The organism is Ruegeria sp. BHSB058 (assembly GCF_059613285.1).
The window spans coordinates 1-20,737 of record NZ_JBXWSF010000073.1; the positions used below are offsets into that span (position 1 = coordinate 1).

The window sequence follows — 20,737 nt, forward strand, 5'->3', positions numbered from 1 at the left end:
TGGACACGGCCGTCGAACAGAACCCGGCAAGCGATTACGTGTTCTGGACCCGCGGCTATTTCCGGATCAACTGTCTGGGCGACGCGCCCGGCGCCCGATCCGATCTGGAACGCAGCAGGACCCTGAATCCCGCCTATGCCGAAAACCACGAACTCGCGGGCCATATCCTCATGTTCGAAGGCGCATTTGCCGAGGCGGCCGAAAAGTTCGGGCTATTGCTGCAGCGGCAGGTGCATAACCCGATGATCCCCTATCGGCGGTTCCTGAGGGCCGTGGCCCACTATTGCGCCGGGCAATTCGTTCTGGCCGCCGAGGACGCCCGTCTGGCGGCGGACACCCGGCCAAAGGAACGCGCGATGCATCTGATGCACGCCCTGGCGCTCTGCGAGGGCGGACAACAGGACGCGGCCCGTAAGGCCTTCGAACGTGCATCGCGACTGGAACCCGATCCTAACGTCTGTTCGCGCTGTCCGGTCCTGCCACCATCGCACCAATCGCTGGCTCAGGCGTTGGCTGCGGCAATCCGCAGCCCACAGGGGCGGCTGGATGGCGTCGAAACCTGACAAAACAGTCTTGCCCGGGCGCACGCTTGCGCGCATATAGGGACAAGCCGAAAAGGACGGAGTTTGCAATGCGCGCACGGATTTATCAGCCTGCCAGAAACGCCATGACATCGGGCATGGCAAAGACCCGCAAATGGGTTCTGGAGTATGCCCAAGGCTCCGCGCGCGAGGTGGACCCTCTGATGGGCTGGACCTCTTCGAATGATACGCAAACCCAGGTGCGCCTGCGCTTTGACACCAAGGAAGAGGCGCTGGAATATGCTCAGGCCCACGGGATCGAGGCGCAGGTCAGCGAGCCGCACAAGCGAAAGCCCAATCTGCGCCCGCGTGGCTATGGCGAAAACTTCGCCACCGACCGGCGCAGCCCCTGGACCCACTGAATGATCGACATCCGCGAGGCCGACCCGGGCGCGGTCGACCTGCGCCCGCTGATTGAGGCGCATATGGCCCATGGCCGCGACGCCGGACCTGATGAAAGCAATCACACCTTGGATGCCGACACTCTGCGCGAGACTGGCACGCGTTTCTGGGCGCTTTTCGATGGTCACACGCCGATCGGCTGCGGCGCGCTCAAGACGCTGCCCGATGGCACAGCCGAAGTGAAATCGGTGCATATCACCGCCGCCGCCCGCGGCCAGGGTCTGGCTCGGGTGCTAATGGAGCGGTTGGCACACGAGGCACGGGCGGGCGGCGCAACGGCGATTGTGCTGGAAACCGGAGCAGCGCATCTTTCGGGTTATGACGCCGCACGCAGACTGTATGAGGCATTGGGATACAGCTATTGCGGCCCGATCCACGGCTATGACGCCGACCCCAATAGCGCTTTCATGCGCTTGGCTCTTGAACCTGCTGGCTAAAAGCCGCAAGAAAGGCGCAAGCGGTCCCGTAGCTCAACTGGATAGAGCAGCTGACTTCTAATCAGCAGGTTCGGGGTTCGAGTCCTCGCGGGATCGCCACTGTTTTCAAAAACTTACAAGAGATCCTCCGCGCGTTGTATCCTCGGGTAAGCCTGAGGTAGGCGCGCGGGCGTGGTTTTCTTCTTTTTCGTTGCTTTTCGATGTTGCCCGATTCAGCCTTTGGGTGAACGGGAGGAAAAGTATGAGCCATATGACGATGTTGCCTGAAGACTCTTCTGGCCGCATTCGCCCTTTGCCCAGCTAAGGAAATCTAGCGGAAAACCCCAGCTTCAAGCGATCCAGTTTTCAGGAGGCAGAGCAACATTTCAAGTCTCTCTAAAAGCCTTGTTGAAGTATTCGACCAGAGGTTTGACAAGATAATAAAGGGGTGTTTGATCTTCGGTTCGGATGAACACTTCGACCGGCATACCTGGGAGCAGGTTGACCGTCTGACTAATTTTTTCTCGCTCCTCTTCGTTCAATTCAACAAGTACCCGATAAAACTGGTAACCTGATTCCGGGATATTGAATACATCCGCCGAGATATACTTCACTTGACCAGTGACTTCCGGAGTCAGACTTTGATCAAAGGACGAAAATCGTAGATTAGCGTTCTGCCCAATAGAAATCTGGTCTATATGTATGGGCTCTATTTGCGCCGCAATAACCAGAGGTCGATCTTGGGGTATCAAAAATAATACCGTGTCAGCCGGTTTCAAAACTGACTGTGGTGTGACGACCTGCAGGCCATAAACCACGCCTGACGTCGGTGCCTTGATATCCAAGCGCGAAATCTTTTCACGCAATATTCCTATCGTCGCCCGCAGTTCGAGTTCTTTTTGCTTTATTTCTCGGAGTTCGGCCACGGCGTTTTCCCTCCTCGCCGCCTCCAATCTACGTTCCTCAATGCGTAACTCTGTAACTCGCCCGTTGGTTTGCGCGATACTGGCTTTGATTTGTCCCATTTGACCTTGAAGATTGGCATACTCTCGCTGCAAGATGAGTTTTTGAGTGGCCTGGCTAAGCCCCTTATCCTCCAGAATTTTTTGACGTTTTAGCTCATCTTCAATTAAGATAAGTTGCGAGTGCAACCCCGTATTTTGGGCGTTGTAGCCAAGAATTTGATCCTGCAGTTGCTGGGCACGCTCCTCCAGCTGGTCAAACTGCTGGTACATGGAGTGAGTACGAGTGTTGAAGATGGCTTCTTGGCCCACCATCATTGCGGCGATTTCCGGATTCGTTCGCGCCAAATCTACAAGTTCTTTGTCAAACCTGACGCTTGGAAGCCCGTTCTTCTCGGAGGTGAGTCTGCCACTTTGCGCCAAAAGTTCGTATAATTCGTGCTCCCTGACCTGTAATTCGGCTATGAGATCTCCAGATTCAAGGGACACAAGAATTTGCCCCTTCTTCACCAATTGACCTTCTTCGATATGGATTTTGGAAACGACTCCACCATCTGGGTGCTGAACGATTTGGCGATTTCTCTCGACTTCAATTTGAGCAGGGGCAAACACCGCGCCTGCCAGACGGCTAAATACCGCCCATCCCCCAAATCCGCCTAGGAGCGTTACTATTACCAGAAATCCAGAAATAGTAAGTCCTCTAACCCTCTCATATTTCTTCTGGTCGCTCATACAATCGCCCCCATCTGGCTTGGTGCGTTGATTTGATCGTGGTTTGTCACGTATTTCTTGAGAACTTCGTCGCGAGGACCATAATCAACCATTTGCCCCTGACTCAGGATCAAAATCTTTTCGCATTCCGACAAGGCCGCCGGTCTGTGCGCCATCAACAAGACAATACGTCCATCCTCTTTCAGCGATCTGATAACCCGGTTCAAGGCCATCGAGCCATGGCTGTCCAAACTCGAATTCGGTTCATCCAGAACGAGAAGCACCGGGTCCGAAAAAAGAGCTCGCGCCAAACCGATACGTTGAATTTGACCCCCCGAAAGTTTACCTCCGTTGGCATCGACGACTGTATCGTATCCGTTCTCCAACTCGGATATCATCTGGTGCGCATCGGCCTTCATTGCTGCAGAGATAATCTGCGAGTCGTCTACATCCTTGCAAAATCTCGAAATGTTTTCGGCAATTGTTCCCTCAAACAAATGAATGCGTTGTGGCAGATAACCTACATATTGGCCGAGTTTGTCGGGATGATATTGTTCTATGGGAAACTTTCCCAAACGGATTTCTCCACTTAGGGGCTTCCATAGTCCGGTCAAAGCACGCGCCAATGTTGACTTGCCCGAGCCCGATGGGCCGATAACAGCTACGGCAGTTCCTGCTTCGACCGAAAAAGTCGGGCCCTTCAGAGCCAGTTTTGATTGACCCGGCATAGGCACCGCCAATTGTCTGACAGAAAGCTCCGCCGGGGGTTTCGGAAGCTCTGTTCGTTCGTCAAAAGCAGGTGCAATTGACAAAAGGCCTGCCAGAGTTTTCCAACCGCGGCGCGCTTCTTGCCAAAGCGGCCACGATCCGACCACAACTTCTATAGGCCCAAGGGCACGACCCAATAGGACGGACGAAGCAATCATCACGCCCGGGGAAACCTCACCTTGTACGACTAAGTATGCAGCGAGACCCAGCATTCCGGATTGCATGATCATCCGAAAAGTTTTGGATATCGTTTTATACAAAGTAGATTTTTCAGCACCTTCGGTTTGTTTGGACAAGGTGTCTTCTTGCAAAATTTGCCAACGGTCGAAAATCGAAGTCAGCATCCCCATGCTCTGTACAGTCGTTGCCTCGGTTCGAATTTGTTCACTCATCAGGACCGATTTGTGACCTGCCCTATTGGTGAGAAGGGTATTTCGCTTTGTCGCGATTTGATTGACTGCGGCTATCACAAGCAAGAATAAAGAAGAGCCTATAGCCATGTAGCCTAGCCAAGGGTGAAACAGGAAAATCCCGAACAAAAATACCGGTGTCCAAGGCAAGTCAATAAGTGCAATCAGCAAGGGTGAAGCCAGAAATTGACGAATGGACTCCAGACTTTTTAGTCCAGTTTGCGCAGATAGATCCGGCAATTGGGCGGACCGCCGCACTACAGCCTCAAAAACCCTCCGCTGCATCGACGCGCTGAACTTAGTGGCGACACGCGCCATGACCCGGGTACGCAGATAATCCAACGCGCCCATGGTGACGAACAGAAATAAGGCCAGAAGGGACAGGGACAACAGTGTCTCTTCGGACTTGCTGGAGAGCACGCGGTCATACACTTGCAGCATGTAAAGAGGGGAAGTCAGCATCAAAAAATTAACAAAAAAGCTGAATACTGCCACCGCAGCTATCGGCTTTCTAATCTTTGCACGAGCAGCCCGAAGTTCTTCGGTCCCGTTTTCAAGAGCCAGCTCCTTCATTCTGTTCCCTTACCTTTTCACGACAGCAAAGTTTCGCAAGTCGGTTTTTGCGATATTGTCTTTACGACGTCTCCGTCACTTGATGGCTGCAGGGTTTAACCCATTTAAAAAACATCTTTGCGCATTTCCCAGATCGCAGCCCAAGCAAGGACCATGAGTGCTGTGAGAATAAACCCGTTTCACAGGAGCAACCGCAAATGAGCGTTTCAGAGAAACATTCGGTTACAGGCGGTTGCCCTATTTCAAGCACTAGGCCGGGTTTATTCGTCGGTTGCGACCTACATGAACTCGAACTGGATCTGATCAAGATCTGCTAGCGTTTTGTTGACCAGCGTTACCGAACCGTAGTCTCCCACAGTTATCTTGACATCATTTCCGATCGCTTCCTTGGACAGCCCAACAGAATTCAGATCGGCAAATTCGTTGTTCAACGCAAATCTGATCGTGTCTTGAGCGATATCGAGATCGTGCACGACATCGTCGTCAAAGTTTCCGGAGAAGATAATCAGATCGTTTCCGCCCCTGGTCCAGATGTGGTCATTACCTTCACCACCATTGACGTCGTTTTTGCCATCCGTGCCACGAATGGTGTCGCCAAAGAACGTACCGACTGCATTTTCGATGTTTTTCACTGTGCCGGATTTAGTCGCTCCGCCGGCAACATCAAACGTGTATGTCTGTGCCAGTAGATCAATGTCGACCGACTGGAAGAAGCCAGAAAAGCTGACGACATCGCCCAAGGTCCCGTTTCCGCCACCATCGACGAAGTCCACGCCACCGCGAAGGAAGAATGCGTCGTCCCCTGCGCGCCCCTCAAAGCGGTTGTTGGCGGTCTGCAAATCATAGAACAGATCATCCCCAGACGAACCTATGACGTTCTCGATGGACTTCAGCGCGGAAACCCATGCGGGTTCATCGGCGCTGTCCGTAAAGTAAGCCAGGGCTTCCTCCGCGAGATCGATGGTCAGCTGATAGTCACTCGTGGCGGCAAATAGGCTCAGGTCAAGCAGATCAACCCCGCCCCTGCCTTCAAATACTGCCGTAACTTCCGTGACTGCGGATTCAATGATGAATGTGTCATCCTGCGCCGTTCCCGAGAAACCTTCGATGTTTAAGAAAACGTCCATTTCAAAGGCGCCCAGTTCGCCCAACGTGAGCGTTTGTCCAGCGTATCCTGCTTGAGCGTTACCAGAGGAAATTGTAAAGGTGACCTCGTGTGCGTTATCGGCACCGTCAACCGAGTAGTCGATGAAATCCACGCCGTCTTCACCGTCAAGGGTATCTTGCCCCAGTCCGCCGCTCAGCCGGTCATGTCCGCTGCCACCCCACAGGTGATCGTAGCCATCAGACCCGATGAGGATGTCTCCTCCTCCGGCGCCGGATAGAGAGTCGTTGCCACTGGCGCCAAAAATCTGGTCTCCGCCATGAGAGCCAATGACTAAGTCGTTGCCCTCCAGGCCATTATAGGAAACGCTCTTGTATCCACCCAGGTCGTAGTAATCTACATCCTGGTCATTGGTTGCCAGCACCTCGATACTGAAATCGGCAAGCGTCACTTCGTGCACCGCCGCGACACCATTATAGGCGTGGTCGAAAGTCGAAATCTTGAGCGTATAACCGGATTCAGTGGTGAACACCCTGAATTCGCCTTCATCCACGTACCCGGTGAACCGATCGCCCGAATTCAAACGAACAGCGATCTTGTCGGAACTGTTATAGTCCCAAATGATATCCGTATCCCCGGCATTTGCCGTCAGAATGAACCTGTCTTCTATGTCGGCATTCGCCCCGCCCCAGGCCTGATCGTTCCCGGCGCCCAGATCAATGGTGTCACTTTTTGCGCCGCCCCTGACCCAGTCGTCACCGAAGCCGGTTGTCAGGGAACCATCCGCTGCATCGTTGCCCCGCACACGGTCGCTGCCGCTGGACCCGACAAAGGCTTCGATATCCCGTACCACGTCACTTTCATGCGTGAATTCGAAGGAAGCAGTTTCGGCGGTGTACGAACTGAACGAACTTACAACAGTCCCACCAAAGTCTTCTGACACACCGTTGAGGTTGACCCAGAGAATTCCGTTTTCGGCCCAATCCACAATATAGCTGAGGTAATTATAGGTGACGGTATCGTGACCATGGCCACCGTACAGCGTGTCATTTCCAAGGCCACCTGAAACTTGGTCATTGCCGCCAAGGGCCACGATTTCATCATCGCCATCACGGCCTTCCAGGGTGTTGCTATTGGTCGTACCGGTTATGATATCATTGGCATTTGAACCGACGGCACTTTCAAAGTTCAGTATCTGATCAACAAAAACGTTGCCAGCGACAGTCAACGTCTGCCCATGATTGAGGGAAATCTGGTAACCCTGCCCATCGATCCCTTCGCGGTCAGCGACGTCCGTTGAATAGTCGATCGTATCCTGGCCTTCGCCACCATCCAGAATGTCGTTTCCGGCACCGCCTGAAATGCTGTCGTTTCCGCCCTCGCCGGTGATCGTGTCATTTCCGCCACGACCCTGAAGCAGGTTGAAATCGCCAGTTCCCCTGATGATATCGTCTTTGTCCGTGCCAAAGGCGTTTTCGATATCGTGAAGTACGTCAACCAAGGCGCCATCCGACGTTCTTCGCGTCTCGCCGTTTGCAAGGTCGATGGTATAGCCCCCTGTGCCTCTGGTTTCGGCAATCTCTTCGAAATCGGGATCGGTGATCGACTGGCCGCCATGCGCAAAGAAATCCGAGTCGGTGATATAACCTTCGCGATCAAACACGGATTCCGCATAACTGATGGTGTCGGAACCATCGCCGCCGTAAATGGTGTCGACGCCCATACCTGCCGAGAAAAAGTCGTCTCCGCCACGGCCGTACAAAGTGTCAAATCCACGACCGCCAAACAGGACATTGCTTTCATCTGTCCCTTTGATCACATCGCTATAGACCGAACCGATGATGGATTCGACGTTGAGGATTTGCGTTCCGGCCAGATTGCCCGTGTAGATGCCCGTGAATTCCAGATCGATATTCAAAGAGCCGCCGAACTTGCCAAAATTGATGCTATCTTGCCCGTCACCGCCATCGAAAAAGTCATCCGACGTACTTTTTTCGCCCGTGACAAAAACGTCGTTGCCGCCGCGCCCTTTAAAGCTGTCATTTTGCTTGCCGCCGACAAAAACGTTGGCGACGTCATCGCCCAGGAATCGGTTGTCTCTGTCGATTACCCCTGTGATGTTTTCGATGGAAAAGAACTGGTCTGCATGCGCGACGCCCCAGGCGATGTTTTCCTGAAGATCGACATAAAGGTAATCCCCCGTCGCCTTCGAATAGTCCACGGTGTCGGTTCCGTTGCCACCGAAGTGAAAGTTTGCCTGCGATCTCAGTTCCCAGCTTCCGTAATCGGACAGTTCCTGTATGAAGTAATCGTCGCCATCGCCGCCATACAGTATGTCCCTGCCATCAAAGCCCGAGATGACGTCGTCGCCGCCACCGCCATAAATTTCGTCATCGCCTTCATAACCGTTGAAATAGTTGTCCTCGTCATCACCAATGATGGTGTCCCTACGCTGCGATCCGATAACGTTTTCAACGCCATAGATTTTGAAGTCGGTGTCATCAGAAGTAAGTTCTGTATAAAAGCTGGCGAGCCCGTTGATGTACCCTGAATTGGTCGTTAAATCAACGAAAAGGCCCGATGAATTTACGATGTTGTAGTTGGTATTTAGACTGTAGCCTCTTAAATGTTGGGCCTGGCCCGGATCCAGGTTCGCTACAAATGTATCATTGTCAGCGCCACCATGAATTGTGAAGTGTTTACCAAGGCCGACGCCAAATGTGTCATCGCCATAACCACCATAAAGAATATCACCGTAACCGGCGCCGGTGGTTAGTTCATCATCTCCGGTTGTCCCGATGATGATATCTTGCCCGTCCCCTCCCAGAATCCGTTCAAAATCATAGAAATGTTCGGTCTTCAGAGCAAATGACCTGACAGACCCATCCGGGTCGCGGATAACTGTCGACTGATCAATCATTCCCCGGCCATTTAAGAAATCATAGACGTAGGTGTCGAAATAGGTTTTGTCGTACGGTTCGAGCGAATTGTTCACCGATCCGTTGAGCCATTGATAGTCATAAGTGTATTCATGATCGCGGGAATATTTTGTGATCACGGTACCCTGAACCAGATCAATCGTAGTTTGCGCCTGCCAACTCAAATTTATAATATGAGTTAGTTCGCCTTCATCATTATAAAATTTAACTTTCTCACGTATATGATAGGGCGTATTTTGGGTTTCATTGGTCGAGAAGGTCAGGACGTCGAAGCCGTCGCCGCCATAAAACGTGTCGGTTCCCCAGCCGCCATTAAGGACATCGTTCCCCTTGCCGCCAAAAATCCAGTCGTCACCGTCATAGCCGCCCAGATGATTGTTTCCATCGCTTCCGCGAATGACATCGTTCTGATTGGTGCCAAAGGCATTTTCGATTTCGTACAGGTAGTCCTTCATCAACAGGCCCTGACCGCCGTTGCTCCACCCCCAGACATCGCCGCTTTGCCAGTTCCAGTTATACAGAATGCCTGCGTACCGTTCCCAGAACACATCGACGCGCAGGCCGTCGCCATTGGTGTCTCCGGTATCGTTGACCACAGACCCGTCTTCCCACCTGTTAATCAGCCACGTGTGACCCGTCTTCAGATCAATAAGCAGGCCGGCCTTTACGTCACCAAAGGTGGTGAGCTGCCGATGATGTACCAGCGCATCTTCGGGTTTGATCCCATCCGCAGTGACGGGATCACGTTGATAGGTCAGGGAATCGACATCACCGTCACCATCGACAGTGTCATGTCCACCACCCGGGTTAATAAGGTCGTCCCCGTCCCCTGCATAGACTTCGTCGTTGCCGTGACCGGCAAGGATGATGTCATCCCCGGCATAGCCGTAAATCTTGTCAGCCCCGTCCCGACCCACAAGAAAATCGTCTTGATCCGTTCCATGGACTTCGCGTGGGACTAGTTTTTCAATTGCCTCGGCAATGGCCTGCGCTGCATCGATGAGCGCGTTGACGATGCCTAACACCGCGCCAACAACCAGTCCTGCGGGACCGCCCACAGCAAAGGCGTATGCTCCAGCTATGCCCAGAACTATCTGGAGTGCGTCAACAACAGTGTTCGCGATTGCGAAGTTCTTGTCGACTTGATCCAGTTCTTCAAAGTTTTCAAATCGTTGTGCGGTCGTCAGGCCCAAGGAAACTATGGAAATAGCGGTTGTCACGACCGCGATCGCCCCACCAACAATCGAGGCTACAGCACCCCCGACCCCCCCAATCGTCGCCGTGTTTTTTGCCAGGTCTGCGCCGCTGATGGCCGTTGCCGCTGCTCTCAATATCCCGGAGGTGGCAGAGCTGGAGTAGTACGCGGCGATGCGCAGGCTTGAAACCGCTAACGATTGCAGAAGAGAAATAGAGGAGGAAACCACTCCTAGACTGGCATTGCCAATAGCCAATGAATTTCCGGATTCGATTGCCTTGTGCAAGTTATACCCGGCGAGGCCGAACCCGACAGAATGCGTCACTGTTCCGACCAAAGTAAAGGCAAGAATGCCATCGATGCCGACTTGGCCGATTTTTGAGCCCTTCAAACTGCTGAAAGCATGGTGGAGTTTGACCTTTCCAAAAATGCCGGCGTTGTGTTGGAATTTTCCGGTTGTGAGGTCATAGGACCCGGTATACTTGTGAAAATACCCATCAAGTCCATCGCCGATAGCAAAAAACGTGTTGGTAATGCCACTTCGTGTCAGGCTGAAGGCGTCATATGAATTCTTCAATAAGTCCTGCGTTGTCGCGGACAGTGAACCAGTTTCCTCGCGCAGCCGCGCCAGCAGAACGGCATTTGCCTCGAGTTTTTGAGCAAATTCCTCGCTGGCAAGGACCTGTTCGTATATTTCAAACGACAGCGCAGGATTGTCGGACGTTTCCAGAAGCTGCCTCAACACATCCGCGACATCAAAGATGCTTTCCAGCTCCTCCGCTGAAAAGTTCTCGACAAAATCTGAGACCAACGCTTCCGCAGTGATGGTGAGATCCGGATCGTTGGCGATACGCTCCAGGATATCGGTGTTGGAAAAATACTCTGTCTCTGCGACTTGCGTTGTCATTTTTGCCCTCCCAGACTGTCTCATCGAAAACAGATTTCCACGATAAGAGAGAAGCTCCCCTATCAGCAGAAATACATTATCAAATGAGAAAAGTTTTTACTGGGGGTAGAATTGACGATCATTCGAAAAAGTCAACTCGTTTGCACGCGATCAAATAATTCTTTTGATCACGTTTTCGTGAAGTCAGTCTTTCTCGATTGAATCACATTTTTTTTACATAACGTTATCGCCGTTTGGCGCGAATCACGCATTTTTGTCGTTTTTTTAACTTTTTGACGCAATGGAATTCAGCGTCGATTCGCTGCATTGGAATCTGGGTTTCAATTTCAGGCAATATGTATATATTTTAATTGCTTACAGGTTCTCTTTTTACAAATTCCATTTTGAGACTAGAGATGTCAAGCTAATATGCAGGGCCAATTCATGTTTCAAACATCCTATCCATCGATATCACTGCAGACCGACGATGCTTATCAGGAAGTTTCGCGCGCGAACTGATTCGGCAAGAAAATTTCTCAGGAGGCACCTTCTTTGTTGCAATATTTCTCTGCCGTGTTTCAAAGTTTGAAACCGTTCACGAAGGCTGCGGTATCGAATGACCAGCGGAAACTCCATGGGGCTTTCACAATTTCATTCAACGAGCGGAAGTTTCCCTGCCCCGCTCCCCTCACCATTGGCGAAAGGAGCGGGATGAAGTTCTTGAAACCGGGAGCAGCCCGTACGTCACCCCGCACAACTTTCAGAATCTCAAGACGAAACCGAATTGGCCAGAAATTGACAGATCGTCACTGCTCGTCTCTCCGAAGCCGTCAGAAACCGAAATTTCTCCAAACAATGCCCCGTTGCCGGAAGTTTGCCACTGCCCGCCAAGTGTAAGCTGTCCACGATTTCTGTTGCGCTGTGTCAGCAATTCCGTCCCACCGAAATTGACCGCAGTCAGATTGTCGAATGCATGATACCAATCCAGTTGAGAGTAGAACTGATTTCCGCGCGCAGTGGCGTATTGGTAGCGAAGCCCAAGCCGCCCGGTCAGGGCGTCACCATCGCTCAACTCGCTACCAAGGCTATCGGAATTGTCGCTATGCACGTTGCTATAGATCAACTGAGCTTGGGGTACGATCTGGCCGTTCGTTCCCAAAAGCGGAATTTCCTTTCCAATCTCGATGGAGGCGGCAAATCCACGTCCGTCGATTTCCTCGGAAGTTCCATCCGCAAAGCTCAGAGTGTTGCTGAACGATGCAAGGCGCATTTGCCCTTCGGCATAAAAGTGATTGTCGCCCAACCACAAACCACTGAATGTGGCGTCATAGCTCGTAGACTCGGAGTTTGCTGAATTCAGCGAAGACGCTTGAACAGATGTTGACAGATCGGTTGCTCCGAGCTCGACGCCCCCAATCAAAATGCCGCCATCCGCTTCGTGCAACGGAACACCGAAACCAAATTCGATTCTGCGGAAATTCGTATCTACGTCGCGGCCCTCGAAATTGTATCCGTCACGACCACCTGAAACTTCGAACCATGTGAGATTGCCGCCGTCCGTTGTCGCCAGATCATTCAGATTTCGACTTGCAGTCTGGTCATTGCCTCCAAAGTTTCGCGGCGAGATACCTGCCAGACGGCGACTTGCGGAGCCGAGGCGCAACAGATCGCTCAGCGCCTGTGCGTTTGCCCCATAAATTGCGGCATCCGAAGTGATCTGACGTTGGCCGTTTTCAGCTTGCGAACTGAGAACAAACTGGTTGGCCGCCTGGTCCAGATCCAACGTGTACAGATTTATCCCCCGAACGAGGGCACGTTCGCCGTCAATCGTCAGAGTGTCCGGATTACCGAGTTCGAAGTCGCCATCGGTCGCCTGACCACCAACACTCACCAATCGATAGACCTGAGTTTGGCCGTTCAAGGCTTCTGTCGTGCGAATGAACAAGGACTGGTTGGCGCCGGTTGTGTCTCCTCCAACATTCAAGCTGTCGTTTCCGCTATTTCCCACGTCCAGTGTGATGTTACCAGTTCCCGTCAGATTACCGGTAATTTCCAGCACGTCGCCGGTCTCAAGATTGCTCAGCGTAATCTCGCCGTTATTTCTCAGGTTTGCATTAACAGTGGCCACGCCCGATACTTCTGCACGCCGCGAGAAACCGCCCTCGCCGACAAGAAGCGATCCAGAGACACCTTCGTTCAGAACTGAAATGCGACTGTCCCGCAGAACGAGTTCATTCGCGCCAAGCGTCCCAGTTGCTGCACCGAACCGCAGATCAGACCCCGACTCTACGCTGACGCTTTCCCAATTGTACAGGTCCAGCTGGTCAAATTGCGCTTGAACGTTGGCAAAACCAAGTGCATCCGTGTCATCACCACCGTCCAGCGCAAATCCCTCTGGCTGAGTTGCAAGTATACCGGCGCCACGCAATGAAAGGGTATCTTCACCCGACCCCAGGGACACAGATCCCGCCAATACCGAACCCGCGAGAAATTCGGTTTCGCTATTGCCTTCGTTGTTGACAATCGCAATACCGGATTGCCCACCGACACTTGCACCTGAAAGGGCGGAGATCCGGGTAAACCCTCCAGAATAAGTATTGGCAGAGATTGCGTCTCCGGTTTCAGACTCGACTTGCCCAGAAACTGTTATGGAAAGGTCCTGCGTTCCATAATGGCTTGCCAAGATCCCTTGCGAAGCTCCGCTAACATTGACAACTGATATATCCAGCGCACCAGCACCTGAGTTTCGGGCGACGACCCCGTTCTGCGCGGCCACGATATTACCGGTTGCAGTAAGTGACAGGTCCGAACCATTGACCGAGTTGGTCGCATAGATGCCGTTGGTACCTCCGGTTACACTGGCGGCAGTGACAAATACCGAACCGCTGCCATTGTGCGTTGCCCGAATACCATCTGCGGTCTCGCCTCGTAACGTTCCGGTCGCCGTTATCGAAAGGCCCGTCGATGCTTCCTCGGTGCTGGCATCGATACCACGCAATCCACCAGACACATCAACTGCGGATACAACAACCTGCCCGGTACCTGCACTATCAGCTTTTATGCCGCTGACCCCGCCGGTCACCGTTCCGGTAGCCGTGACCGTCAAATCGGTGCCTAGCTCCGAGACATATGCAAAGATGCCATCACCATCGCGGCCATAGGCATCCACTGCGGTCACCGTTGTCGACCCGGCTGCATAGTTGCCTGCCTGGATACCATTGAGACCACCCGAAACAGTACCGATCGAAGTAACCGAAACCCCGAGGCCACCATCGTAACTCGTGGCCTCAATCCCGTCACCATCCGTTCCGGTGACGTCGCCGGCGACCACAGTCAACACACCGTCGCCCCGGTTTTCCGCGTCTATGCCGGCCACTTGACCAGCAACTGGTCCCCCCACATCGACTGTCAGGTTTCCTGACCCGGCGTTATTTGTCGCGACGATGGAGTTATCTGCCATTCCAGTTACCGCACCCAGGGCGGAAATGATCAGGTCTCCTCCATTGGAATTGTCCGCTATTATCCCAAAGCTCCCGCCCGCTACATCCTGAGCAGCCGTGATGGTCAGGCCCTCGCTTCCATTGCTGTAGGCTTGGATCCCTGTGCGGCCACCTGTTACTGCCCCACTTGCCGAAATGGTCAAGGCGGTGCCGCCAGAGGCATTGCTGGCGCGAATGCCAACACCGGATTGAGCGGTCACGTCCCCGGCATCGATCGCCAAGATGCCGGAGCCGACGCTGCGGGCATTGATACCGTGTGTGCCACCCACTACGTCGCCAGTCGATGTGACCGACACTCCGACGCTGTTTCCATCACCAAAGGAGTCAATCCCGTTGCCATCTGTTCCGGTGACATCACCTGCGACTATTGCCAGCAATCCGTTACCATGGTTTTCCACATCGATGCCGTCTCTTTGACCGGTGACAGGTCCGACCGCATTTACGGTCAGATCGCCTGTTCCGGTCTCGTTATTTGCAAAAATGCCCACAAGTGTCTGACCGGTTACCGCAGCGGCAGTGGAAATGGTTAAATCGCCTCCGTTGCGATTAGTCGCGTATATCCCGAAACGGCCACCTGTCACGTCTCGAGCGGTTGTGATGGACAACTGACCGTTTCCGTAGTTCATGGCTTCGATGGCCTCAAAACCTGCCGATACCTGACCGCTGGTTGTTATGACCAGCGCGGTACCATTCGAGGAATTAGTTGCATCAATACCGTCGCCCACTTGGGCGGTCACATTCGCAGCGTCAATTGTCAGAGCGCCGCTACCACTATTTCCGGCACGAATACCCCCACGATCTCCAGAGACGTCATTCACATCGATGGAAATTCCTCCTGTCCCTCTGGTACTTGCTGAAATTCCATAGACTTGTGCCGATATTTCGCCGCTACTTTGGATTGACAGGCCCGTCGAATTTTCATTCCCAAATCCAGAGATGCCTGTCGAACCGGCTATCACGTTATCCGCCGAAATCGTCAAAGAACCCTCGCCATATTGCACACTGTCAATGCCGTGGAAGTCAGCGCGAATGGTTCCCTGAGCCTGAATGAGGCTGTCGCCATCTCCTTGGTTGGTGGTGAAAATGCCTGTGTAATTGTTGCTGACGATTTCACCGGTGGTCGTGACCGTCAAACTTGTCCCTTCAGCAAAGTTCACTGCCAGGACACTCCGAGAGTTTGCTGTGACATCGGCGGCGGACACGTCTACCGATCCGGTTCCATAATTGCGGGCCGCAATGCCATCTGTACTGCCGGAGACCAGGCCGCTGGTCGTGACCACAAGATCGCCGGTTCCTTCACCGTTACGCGCCAGGATGCCGTAAGTAACGCCTCCGGAAACGGGGCCGTCCGTGACAACAGTCAGATCGCCGCCATTATTGTTGGCCGCCCGAATTCCGACGCTGCCACCCGTAACGTCACGGGCAGCCGTGATGGTCAGGTCACCGCTTCCGCCATTGTTCGCGTCGATGCCATCAGTAGCGCCAGTGATCGAACCGCTTGCCGTGACGGTCAGTGCCGTGCCGTTGATCGAATTGGTTGCCTCTATACCATCGGCTCCGCCTGTCACGTCGGCGGCGGACACGGTCAAGGCGCCGCGGCCATTGTGGTTGACCAGAATGCCTGAGTCGGTGCCACCGGATACCGCGCCCGTCGCCGTTATCGAGACAGACGTCGTTGTGTCCTCGGTGAGAGCATTGATGCCACGGTTTCCTCCTGACACATCAACTGCGGACACTTCCACAAAGCCGACGCCAAGACTGCGCGCATCGATGCCATCTCGGTTGCCAGTGACCGGGCCGCTCGCGCGGATTATCAGGTCACCGGTCCCCTCATCGTTGCGCGTTTCAATGCCGTCATTTCCACTTCCAGAAACGGGTCCGTCCGTGACAACAGTCAAATCGCCGCCATTATAGTTGGCCACCAAAATTCCTAAGTTGCCACCCATAACCTCTTGGGCGGCCGTGACCGTCAGGTCACCGCTACCGAAATTATAGGCTTCGATGCCTTCGGAAGCGCCAGTGATCGAACCGCTTGCCGTAACGGTCAGTGCGGTACCGTTGACACCGTTATTTACTTCGATGCCATCGCTAGTTTGTCCGGTGACATCCGCAACATCGAGCGTTAGTGCACCAGAACCGAAATTCTCGACATCAATGCCGTCATTACCCCCGTAAACGGCTCCCGTCGCCGCCACCGTCAGATTCGTACCGCTCATCGAGTTGTATGCCCGAATACCATCAGAAGTTCCAGTAACGTCGGCAACGGTAATCGTCACCGCCCCACTGCCATAGTTTCGGGCGTCAACGCCTTCTGTACCGCCAGAGACGGAACCAGTGGCATTGACCGTTAGGTCAGTTCCTTGGTTGAACGCAAAGATGCCGTTCTCAAGTTGTCCCTGCACATCTGTTGCGGTTACCACCAACGACCCAAGCCCGATGTTGTAAGCGTCAATCCCGGTTCTGTTTCCTGCAACTGTTCCAGTCGACGTTACCACCACATCCGAGCCGTTGGCCGTGTTGATCGCGCGAATGCCACTCGTTCCACCGGAGACATCGTTGGCTGAGACCACGACTTGCCCCGTGCCCGCACTGGTGGCATTTATGCCGGCAGTCCCGCCAGTCACAGTTCCGGTGGCCGTCACCGTCAAATCGGTGCCGGTTTCCGAGGTATACGCGAAGATGCCGTAGTTTTCCTCGCCATAGACATTCACCGCGGTCACCACTGTCGATCCGGCCGCATAGTTGCTCGCTAGGATGCCGTTGATCCCGCCCGTGACGGTGCCGGTTGCGGTGACCGACACCCCAAGGCCGCCTTGGTCGCTGGTGACCTCGATCCCGTCGCCATCCGTTCCGGTGACGTCGCCTGCGACCACCGTCAGCACACCGTCGCCCCGGTTCTCCGCGTCTATGCCGGCCACTTGACCAGTAACAGGTCCGGCCACATTGATCGTCAGATTGTCCGTGCCAATTCCGTTGTAGGCCTCGATACCATCGGCACCCGCCCCTGAGACCGCCCCTGCGGCAGTAATAGTCAGATCACCGCCGTTGCGGTTGTCTGCAAAAATTCCAAAATCGCCGCCGGCTATGTTCTGATCAGCCGTAACGGTCAGATCGTCGCTTCCGTAATTTCGCGCCCTGATGCCAGTGTAGCCGCCGGATACCAGACCGCTGGTTGTGACGGTGAGCGAAGTACCCGACACACCATTCTCCGCCAAAATGCCATCGCGGGTCTGTCCGGTCACATCCGCCGAAGTGATGGTCAGGGAACCGGCTCCGTCGTTTTCGGCTGAGATTCCATCGTATCCTCCGTTTACTGAACCAGAGGAGTCTATCGAAATACCCGCTCCAGCGCTGCCACTGAGAATTCGTATTGCTGTATCCCAGAACGATTCAACATTACCCGCCGAAATGTCGATTGATCCGTTTCCCTCTGAGTCGACAAATATGCCTGTTGAGACGCCGGTCACGGTTCCAGTCGACGTGATAGAGATGGAGCCCGAACCTGAACCGGCATACGCAGCGATCCCTCTGCCGGAACCACTGATGTCAGAGTTGTTTTCGTCCAGGAAAAACAGATCGCCGGTATCGTCCTTTTGCAAAACGATCCCATTCCCGGCTACCGGTTCAAGTGTATCGTGCGAAAACCCCTCCTCGGTCGTTACCACCAGATTGCCAGCGGCGTTGAGAGTCACGGTTTGCGTTTGATCGTTAACCGGATCCGCCGGCCCGGAACACACGAACTCACCCGGCGAACCGTCGACCGGCGTACATTCCCCTGCAATCCCCGGCGCCACACCTGCAAGCTGAAGGCCCGCCGCCAATGCGACCGCAGAAACACCTGTCAGAACCGAACCCAGCATCGGCGCATAGCTTGCGACCTGGCCCTTGAACTTGGTCATCCGGCCGCCGCGTAAAGTGACCGGCGACTTATTGTAAACATCACCTTTGTTCGCTTCGATTTCGCTGAGCTGCTTCTGTTTCATAAGCAAAAAACCTCCATTACCCTGCCGAGAACAGGGAACCATTGTTAATCTGATTGGGGACTTTCGAGTGTCGGACTAGTCGGCTTCCATCAGCCTCCGATCGTCACAATCGACGCGGCTTCGGGAGCGTCGGGTGGTATTGCGATTGGGCACCGGTACCCTTCGATCAGTTCAAGATCGTAAATTTCGGCAATCGCCCCATCGATGCGGAACCAGTCAACGCACGTGCCTTTGTTCAGATCGATAATCTGAACCCCACACCACGGTTCGCTATCGGCCTTCTTCAATCGATCGTCGAGACCCAAGCCTTCGAACCGTTTGTATCGCGGCTTGGACAAACCCACGAACGCAAACCCATCATGAAATGCCAATCCCCGCACGAAACCTGGGCAGAATGCTTTGGGTTCAAAACGTCCCATTTTTTTCTTGCCATCAAAAACGACCTCGCCCAGTTCACCGGTTCCGGAGTTCAGCACCCAGAGCCGACCTTGATGAAAGCGCGGAGAATGCGGCATGGATAGCCCTTCGCAAACCACATCGCCGGTCGCAACATCGATTACGACCCCGCCATCGGCCCGGCGATCCCTCCAACCGTCAATTGTATCGGACCGACTGACAGCCGTCACATAGCGCGGCACGCCATCCTGCATCGCCATTCCGTTGAGATGGCAGCGGTCTTCGGAAACCAGCTTTGACACAAAATCCGGTCGCCAAATCTCGCGAAAGTTATGTCGAAAATCGGGGGTAGCCAGACAATTATAGCGCGTGTTAACGAATATCGCCTTCCCGTCGGAATCAATACCCAGATCGTGCTGATCCAACTCTCCTATAAATTCGCTGCGCCGCGGCATGAATGCAGCATCAAAACAATTGTTCATCCGCTCATTTTCTGTCAGCACGTTCTGAAGGTGAAGGATCTGCCTATGGCAAGCAACCGACAGCCCGTTTGATCCATTTCGGCATATTCCCATTGGCCGAACTGCCGCCATCGTATGAATATTGACGCCGCCACCTGGCTTAACGCCGATCAGATAGACGGCATTCGACTGGTAGGACGTAATCGCAATCGAAGCCCCCAGCGAATTCATCCGCTGGCCCAAGCCAGATGAAACGGAGTACTCGACCTTGCTTTCTACTACGCCCTTTTTGTCCTGCGCCGGTTTTCTGGCATCTTCTTTTTCCGTGACCGTTGTTTCTTCTTGCACTTGACCGCTCTCATTTTCCTGCTCCGCGCTTGACATCACAGGGATACAAACAATCTTGCCTCCACCTCTCTGCTCCAGACATGTTTGGAATTTTCGCCCGTGGCAATAGCGCGGCCCAACACATCTCAACCCTGGATAAACACGTTTATGTGAGGTCAACCTGCGACCTGCAACTGTTTCCTCTACTTGCGCGTCGAGCCACGACTCGGCAACCGGAAGGATCTGTTGCGAAGTATTGAATTGTCACAGCGAAAGCACTTTACCGGCGAGCTAAGAGGCCAACTCCGCAAATTACCGAAACGGACAGACTCCGGGCCTGAATTGATCTTTGCGTTTCATGCGCGCCACTTCCGTCGAACGTTGCCGCCGCTGGAGCCAATCCCTTGAACCCTAACATTGGCCGGATGAGTCTCTTTGTGAAACGAAGGTCCAGTTCCACGATGCTGTTCAGAAAATTCCGCCTCACCATCTCGATTGGGAGCGGGCAACCAAAGCCTTTCAACATTTTGTTGATGGCTATGATGCCAGCTGTGTTTGCGCCGTTTTTGTCGATGTCAATCTTCCGCGGCGTACCATTGACCTTCAGCATTCGGGTAAAGAACCTCGTGGCGGCCGGTTTGTTACGGTGCTGCAAAATCATGAATTCGCGCGTTTTGCCGTGTTTTCTACAGCTCGATAAGGTAGACTCCAGCCCTTCCACTCGAATGTATGTCTCGTCCATTCTCTAGGGTCACGACCCATTGATTTCCGTCTACCGGCATGATTCACGGTTCGAAAACCGAGCGGTGAACATGTCTGATCTCTTCTGGCTGACGGATGCGCAGATGGCGCGTCTGGAGCCCTTCTTCCCCAAATCCCACGGCAAGCCTCGCGTCGATGATCGGCGCGTGCTGAGCGGGATTATCTTCATTAATCGCAATGGGTTGCGTTGGCGTGACGCGCCTGTTGAATACGGCCCGCACAAGACGCTCTACAACCGCTGGAAGCGGAGGAGCGACAAGGGCATCTTCGCGCAGATCATGGCCGGTCTGGCTGCCAAGCACGGCGAACAGAAGACCGTCATGATCGACGCGACGTATCTGAAGGCGCACCGAACAGCGA

9 protein-coding genes, 1 tRNA gene and 1 pseudogene are annotated in these 20,737 nt (G+C 53.7%); 5 read left to right on the plus strand and 6 right to left on the minus strand.

Annotation, left to right across the window (positions count from 1 at the left end; genetic code table 11):
- The 4 genes from AC2FNB_RS16175 to AC2FNB_RS16190 form a co-directional block, all read left to right on the plus strand.
- Positions 1-563 (plus strand): hypothetical protein (locus tag AC2FNB_RS16175; RefSeq protein WP_496747910.1); only part of this gene is annotated, 563 nt, incomplete at its 5' end.
- 68 nt (positions 564-631) lie between these two features.
- The gene (locus AC2FNB_RS16180) at positions 632-943 is read left to right on the plus strand and encodes an ETC complex I subunit (RefSeq protein WP_480750745.1); all 312 of its coding nucleotides are present in this window, start codon (positions 632-634) and stop codon (positions 941-943) included.
- Positions 944-1,420 (plus strand): GNAT family N-acetyltransferase, encoded by a 477-nt coding sequence (locus AC2FNB_RS16185; RefSeq protein WP_496747912.1) that lies wholly within the window; start codon positions 944-946, stop codon positions 1,418-1,420.
- 22 nt (positions 1,421-1,442) lie between these two features.
- Positions 1,443-1,519: transfer RNA gene (locus AC2FNB_RS16190), tRNA-Arg, on the plus strand.
- 266 nt (positions 1,520-1,785) lie between these two features.
- On the opposite strand, the gene AC2FNB_RS16195 is transcribed toward AC2FNB_RS16190, so the two are convergent.
- From AC2FNB_RS16195 to AC2FNB_RS16220, 6 genes and pseudogenes are all read right to left on the minus strand, one after another.
- Entirely contained in the window at positions 1,786-3,093 is a 1,308-nt protein-coding gene (locus tag AC2FNB_RS16195; RefSeq protein WP_496747914.1) for an HlyD family type I secretion periplasmic adaptor subunit, read from the minus strand.
- On the minus strand, positions 3,090-4,823 hold the full coding sequence (locus AC2FNB_RS16200) for a type I secretion system permease/ATPase (protein WP_496747915.1): 1,734 nt from the start codon (positions 4,821-4,823) through the stop codon (positions 3,090-3,092). Before AC2FNB_RS16200 ends, AC2FNB_RS16195 begins: the two co-directional genes overlap by 4 nt.
- A gap of 278 nt (positions 4,824-5,101) precedes the next feature.
- Positions 5,102-10,969 carry a calcium-binding protein gene (locus AC2FNB_RS16205; RefSeq protein WP_496747916.1) on the minus strand — a complete coding sequence of 1,956 codons (5,868 nt, stop codon included), beginning with the start codon at positions 10,967-10,969 and terminating at the stop codon, positions 5,102-5,104.
- 739 nt (positions 10,970-11,708) lie between these two features.
- Entirely contained in the window at positions 11,709-18,431 is a 6,723-nt protein-coding gene (locus AC2FNB_RS16210) for a hypothetical protein (protein WP_496747918.1), read from the minus strand.
- Between the two features lie 89 nt (positions 18,432-18,520).
- Positions 18,521-19,636, minus strand: coding sequence for a TIGR03032 family protein (locus tag AC2FNB_RS16215; RefSeq protein WP_496747920.1), 1,116 nt, complete (start codon positions 19,634-19,636; stop codon positions 18,521-18,523).
- A gap of 291 nt (positions 19,637-19,927) precedes the next feature.
- Positions 19,928-20,360, minus strand: a pseudogene (locus tag AC2FNB_RS16220) (DDE-type integrase/transposase/recombinase); the annotation flags it as partial.
- Positions 20,361-20,427: 67 nt separating this feature from the next.
- Between AC2FNB_RS16220 and AC2FNB_RS16225 the strand changes: the two are divergent.
- A partial coding sequence (locus tag AC2FNB_RS16225) for a transposase (RefSeq protein WP_496747922.1) occupies positions 20,428-20,737 on the plus strand: 310 nt, incomplete at its 3' end.

Excerpts from the sequence above, each read along its gene's own strand:
- AC2FNB_RS16185 (WP_496747912.1), top strand. The coding sequence starts at position 944 with ATGATCGACATCCGCGAGGCCGACCCGGGCGCGGTCGACCTGCGCCCG.
- AC2FNB_RS16200 (WP_496747915.1), bottom strand. The coding sequence starts at position 4,823 with ATGAAGGAGCTGGCTCTTGAAAACGGGACCGAAGAACTTCGGGCTGCT.
- AC2FNB_RS16210 (WP_496747918.1), bottom strand. The coding sequence starts at position 18,431 with ATGAAACAGAAGCAGCTCAGCGAAATCGAAGCGAACAAAGGTGATGTT.
- AC2FNB_RS16180 (WP_480750745.1), top strand. The coding sequence starts at position 632 with ATGCGCGCACGGATTTATCAGCCTGCCAGAAACGCCATGACATCGGGC.
- AC2FNB_RS16205 (WP_496747916.1), bottom strand. The coding sequence starts at position 10,969 with ATGACAACGCAAGTCGCAGAGACAGAGTATTTTTCCAACACCGATATC.
- AC2FNB_RS16195 (WP_496747914.1), bottom strand. The coding sequence starts at position 3,093 with ATGAGCGACCAGAAGAAATATGAGAGGGTTAGAGGACTTACTATTTCT.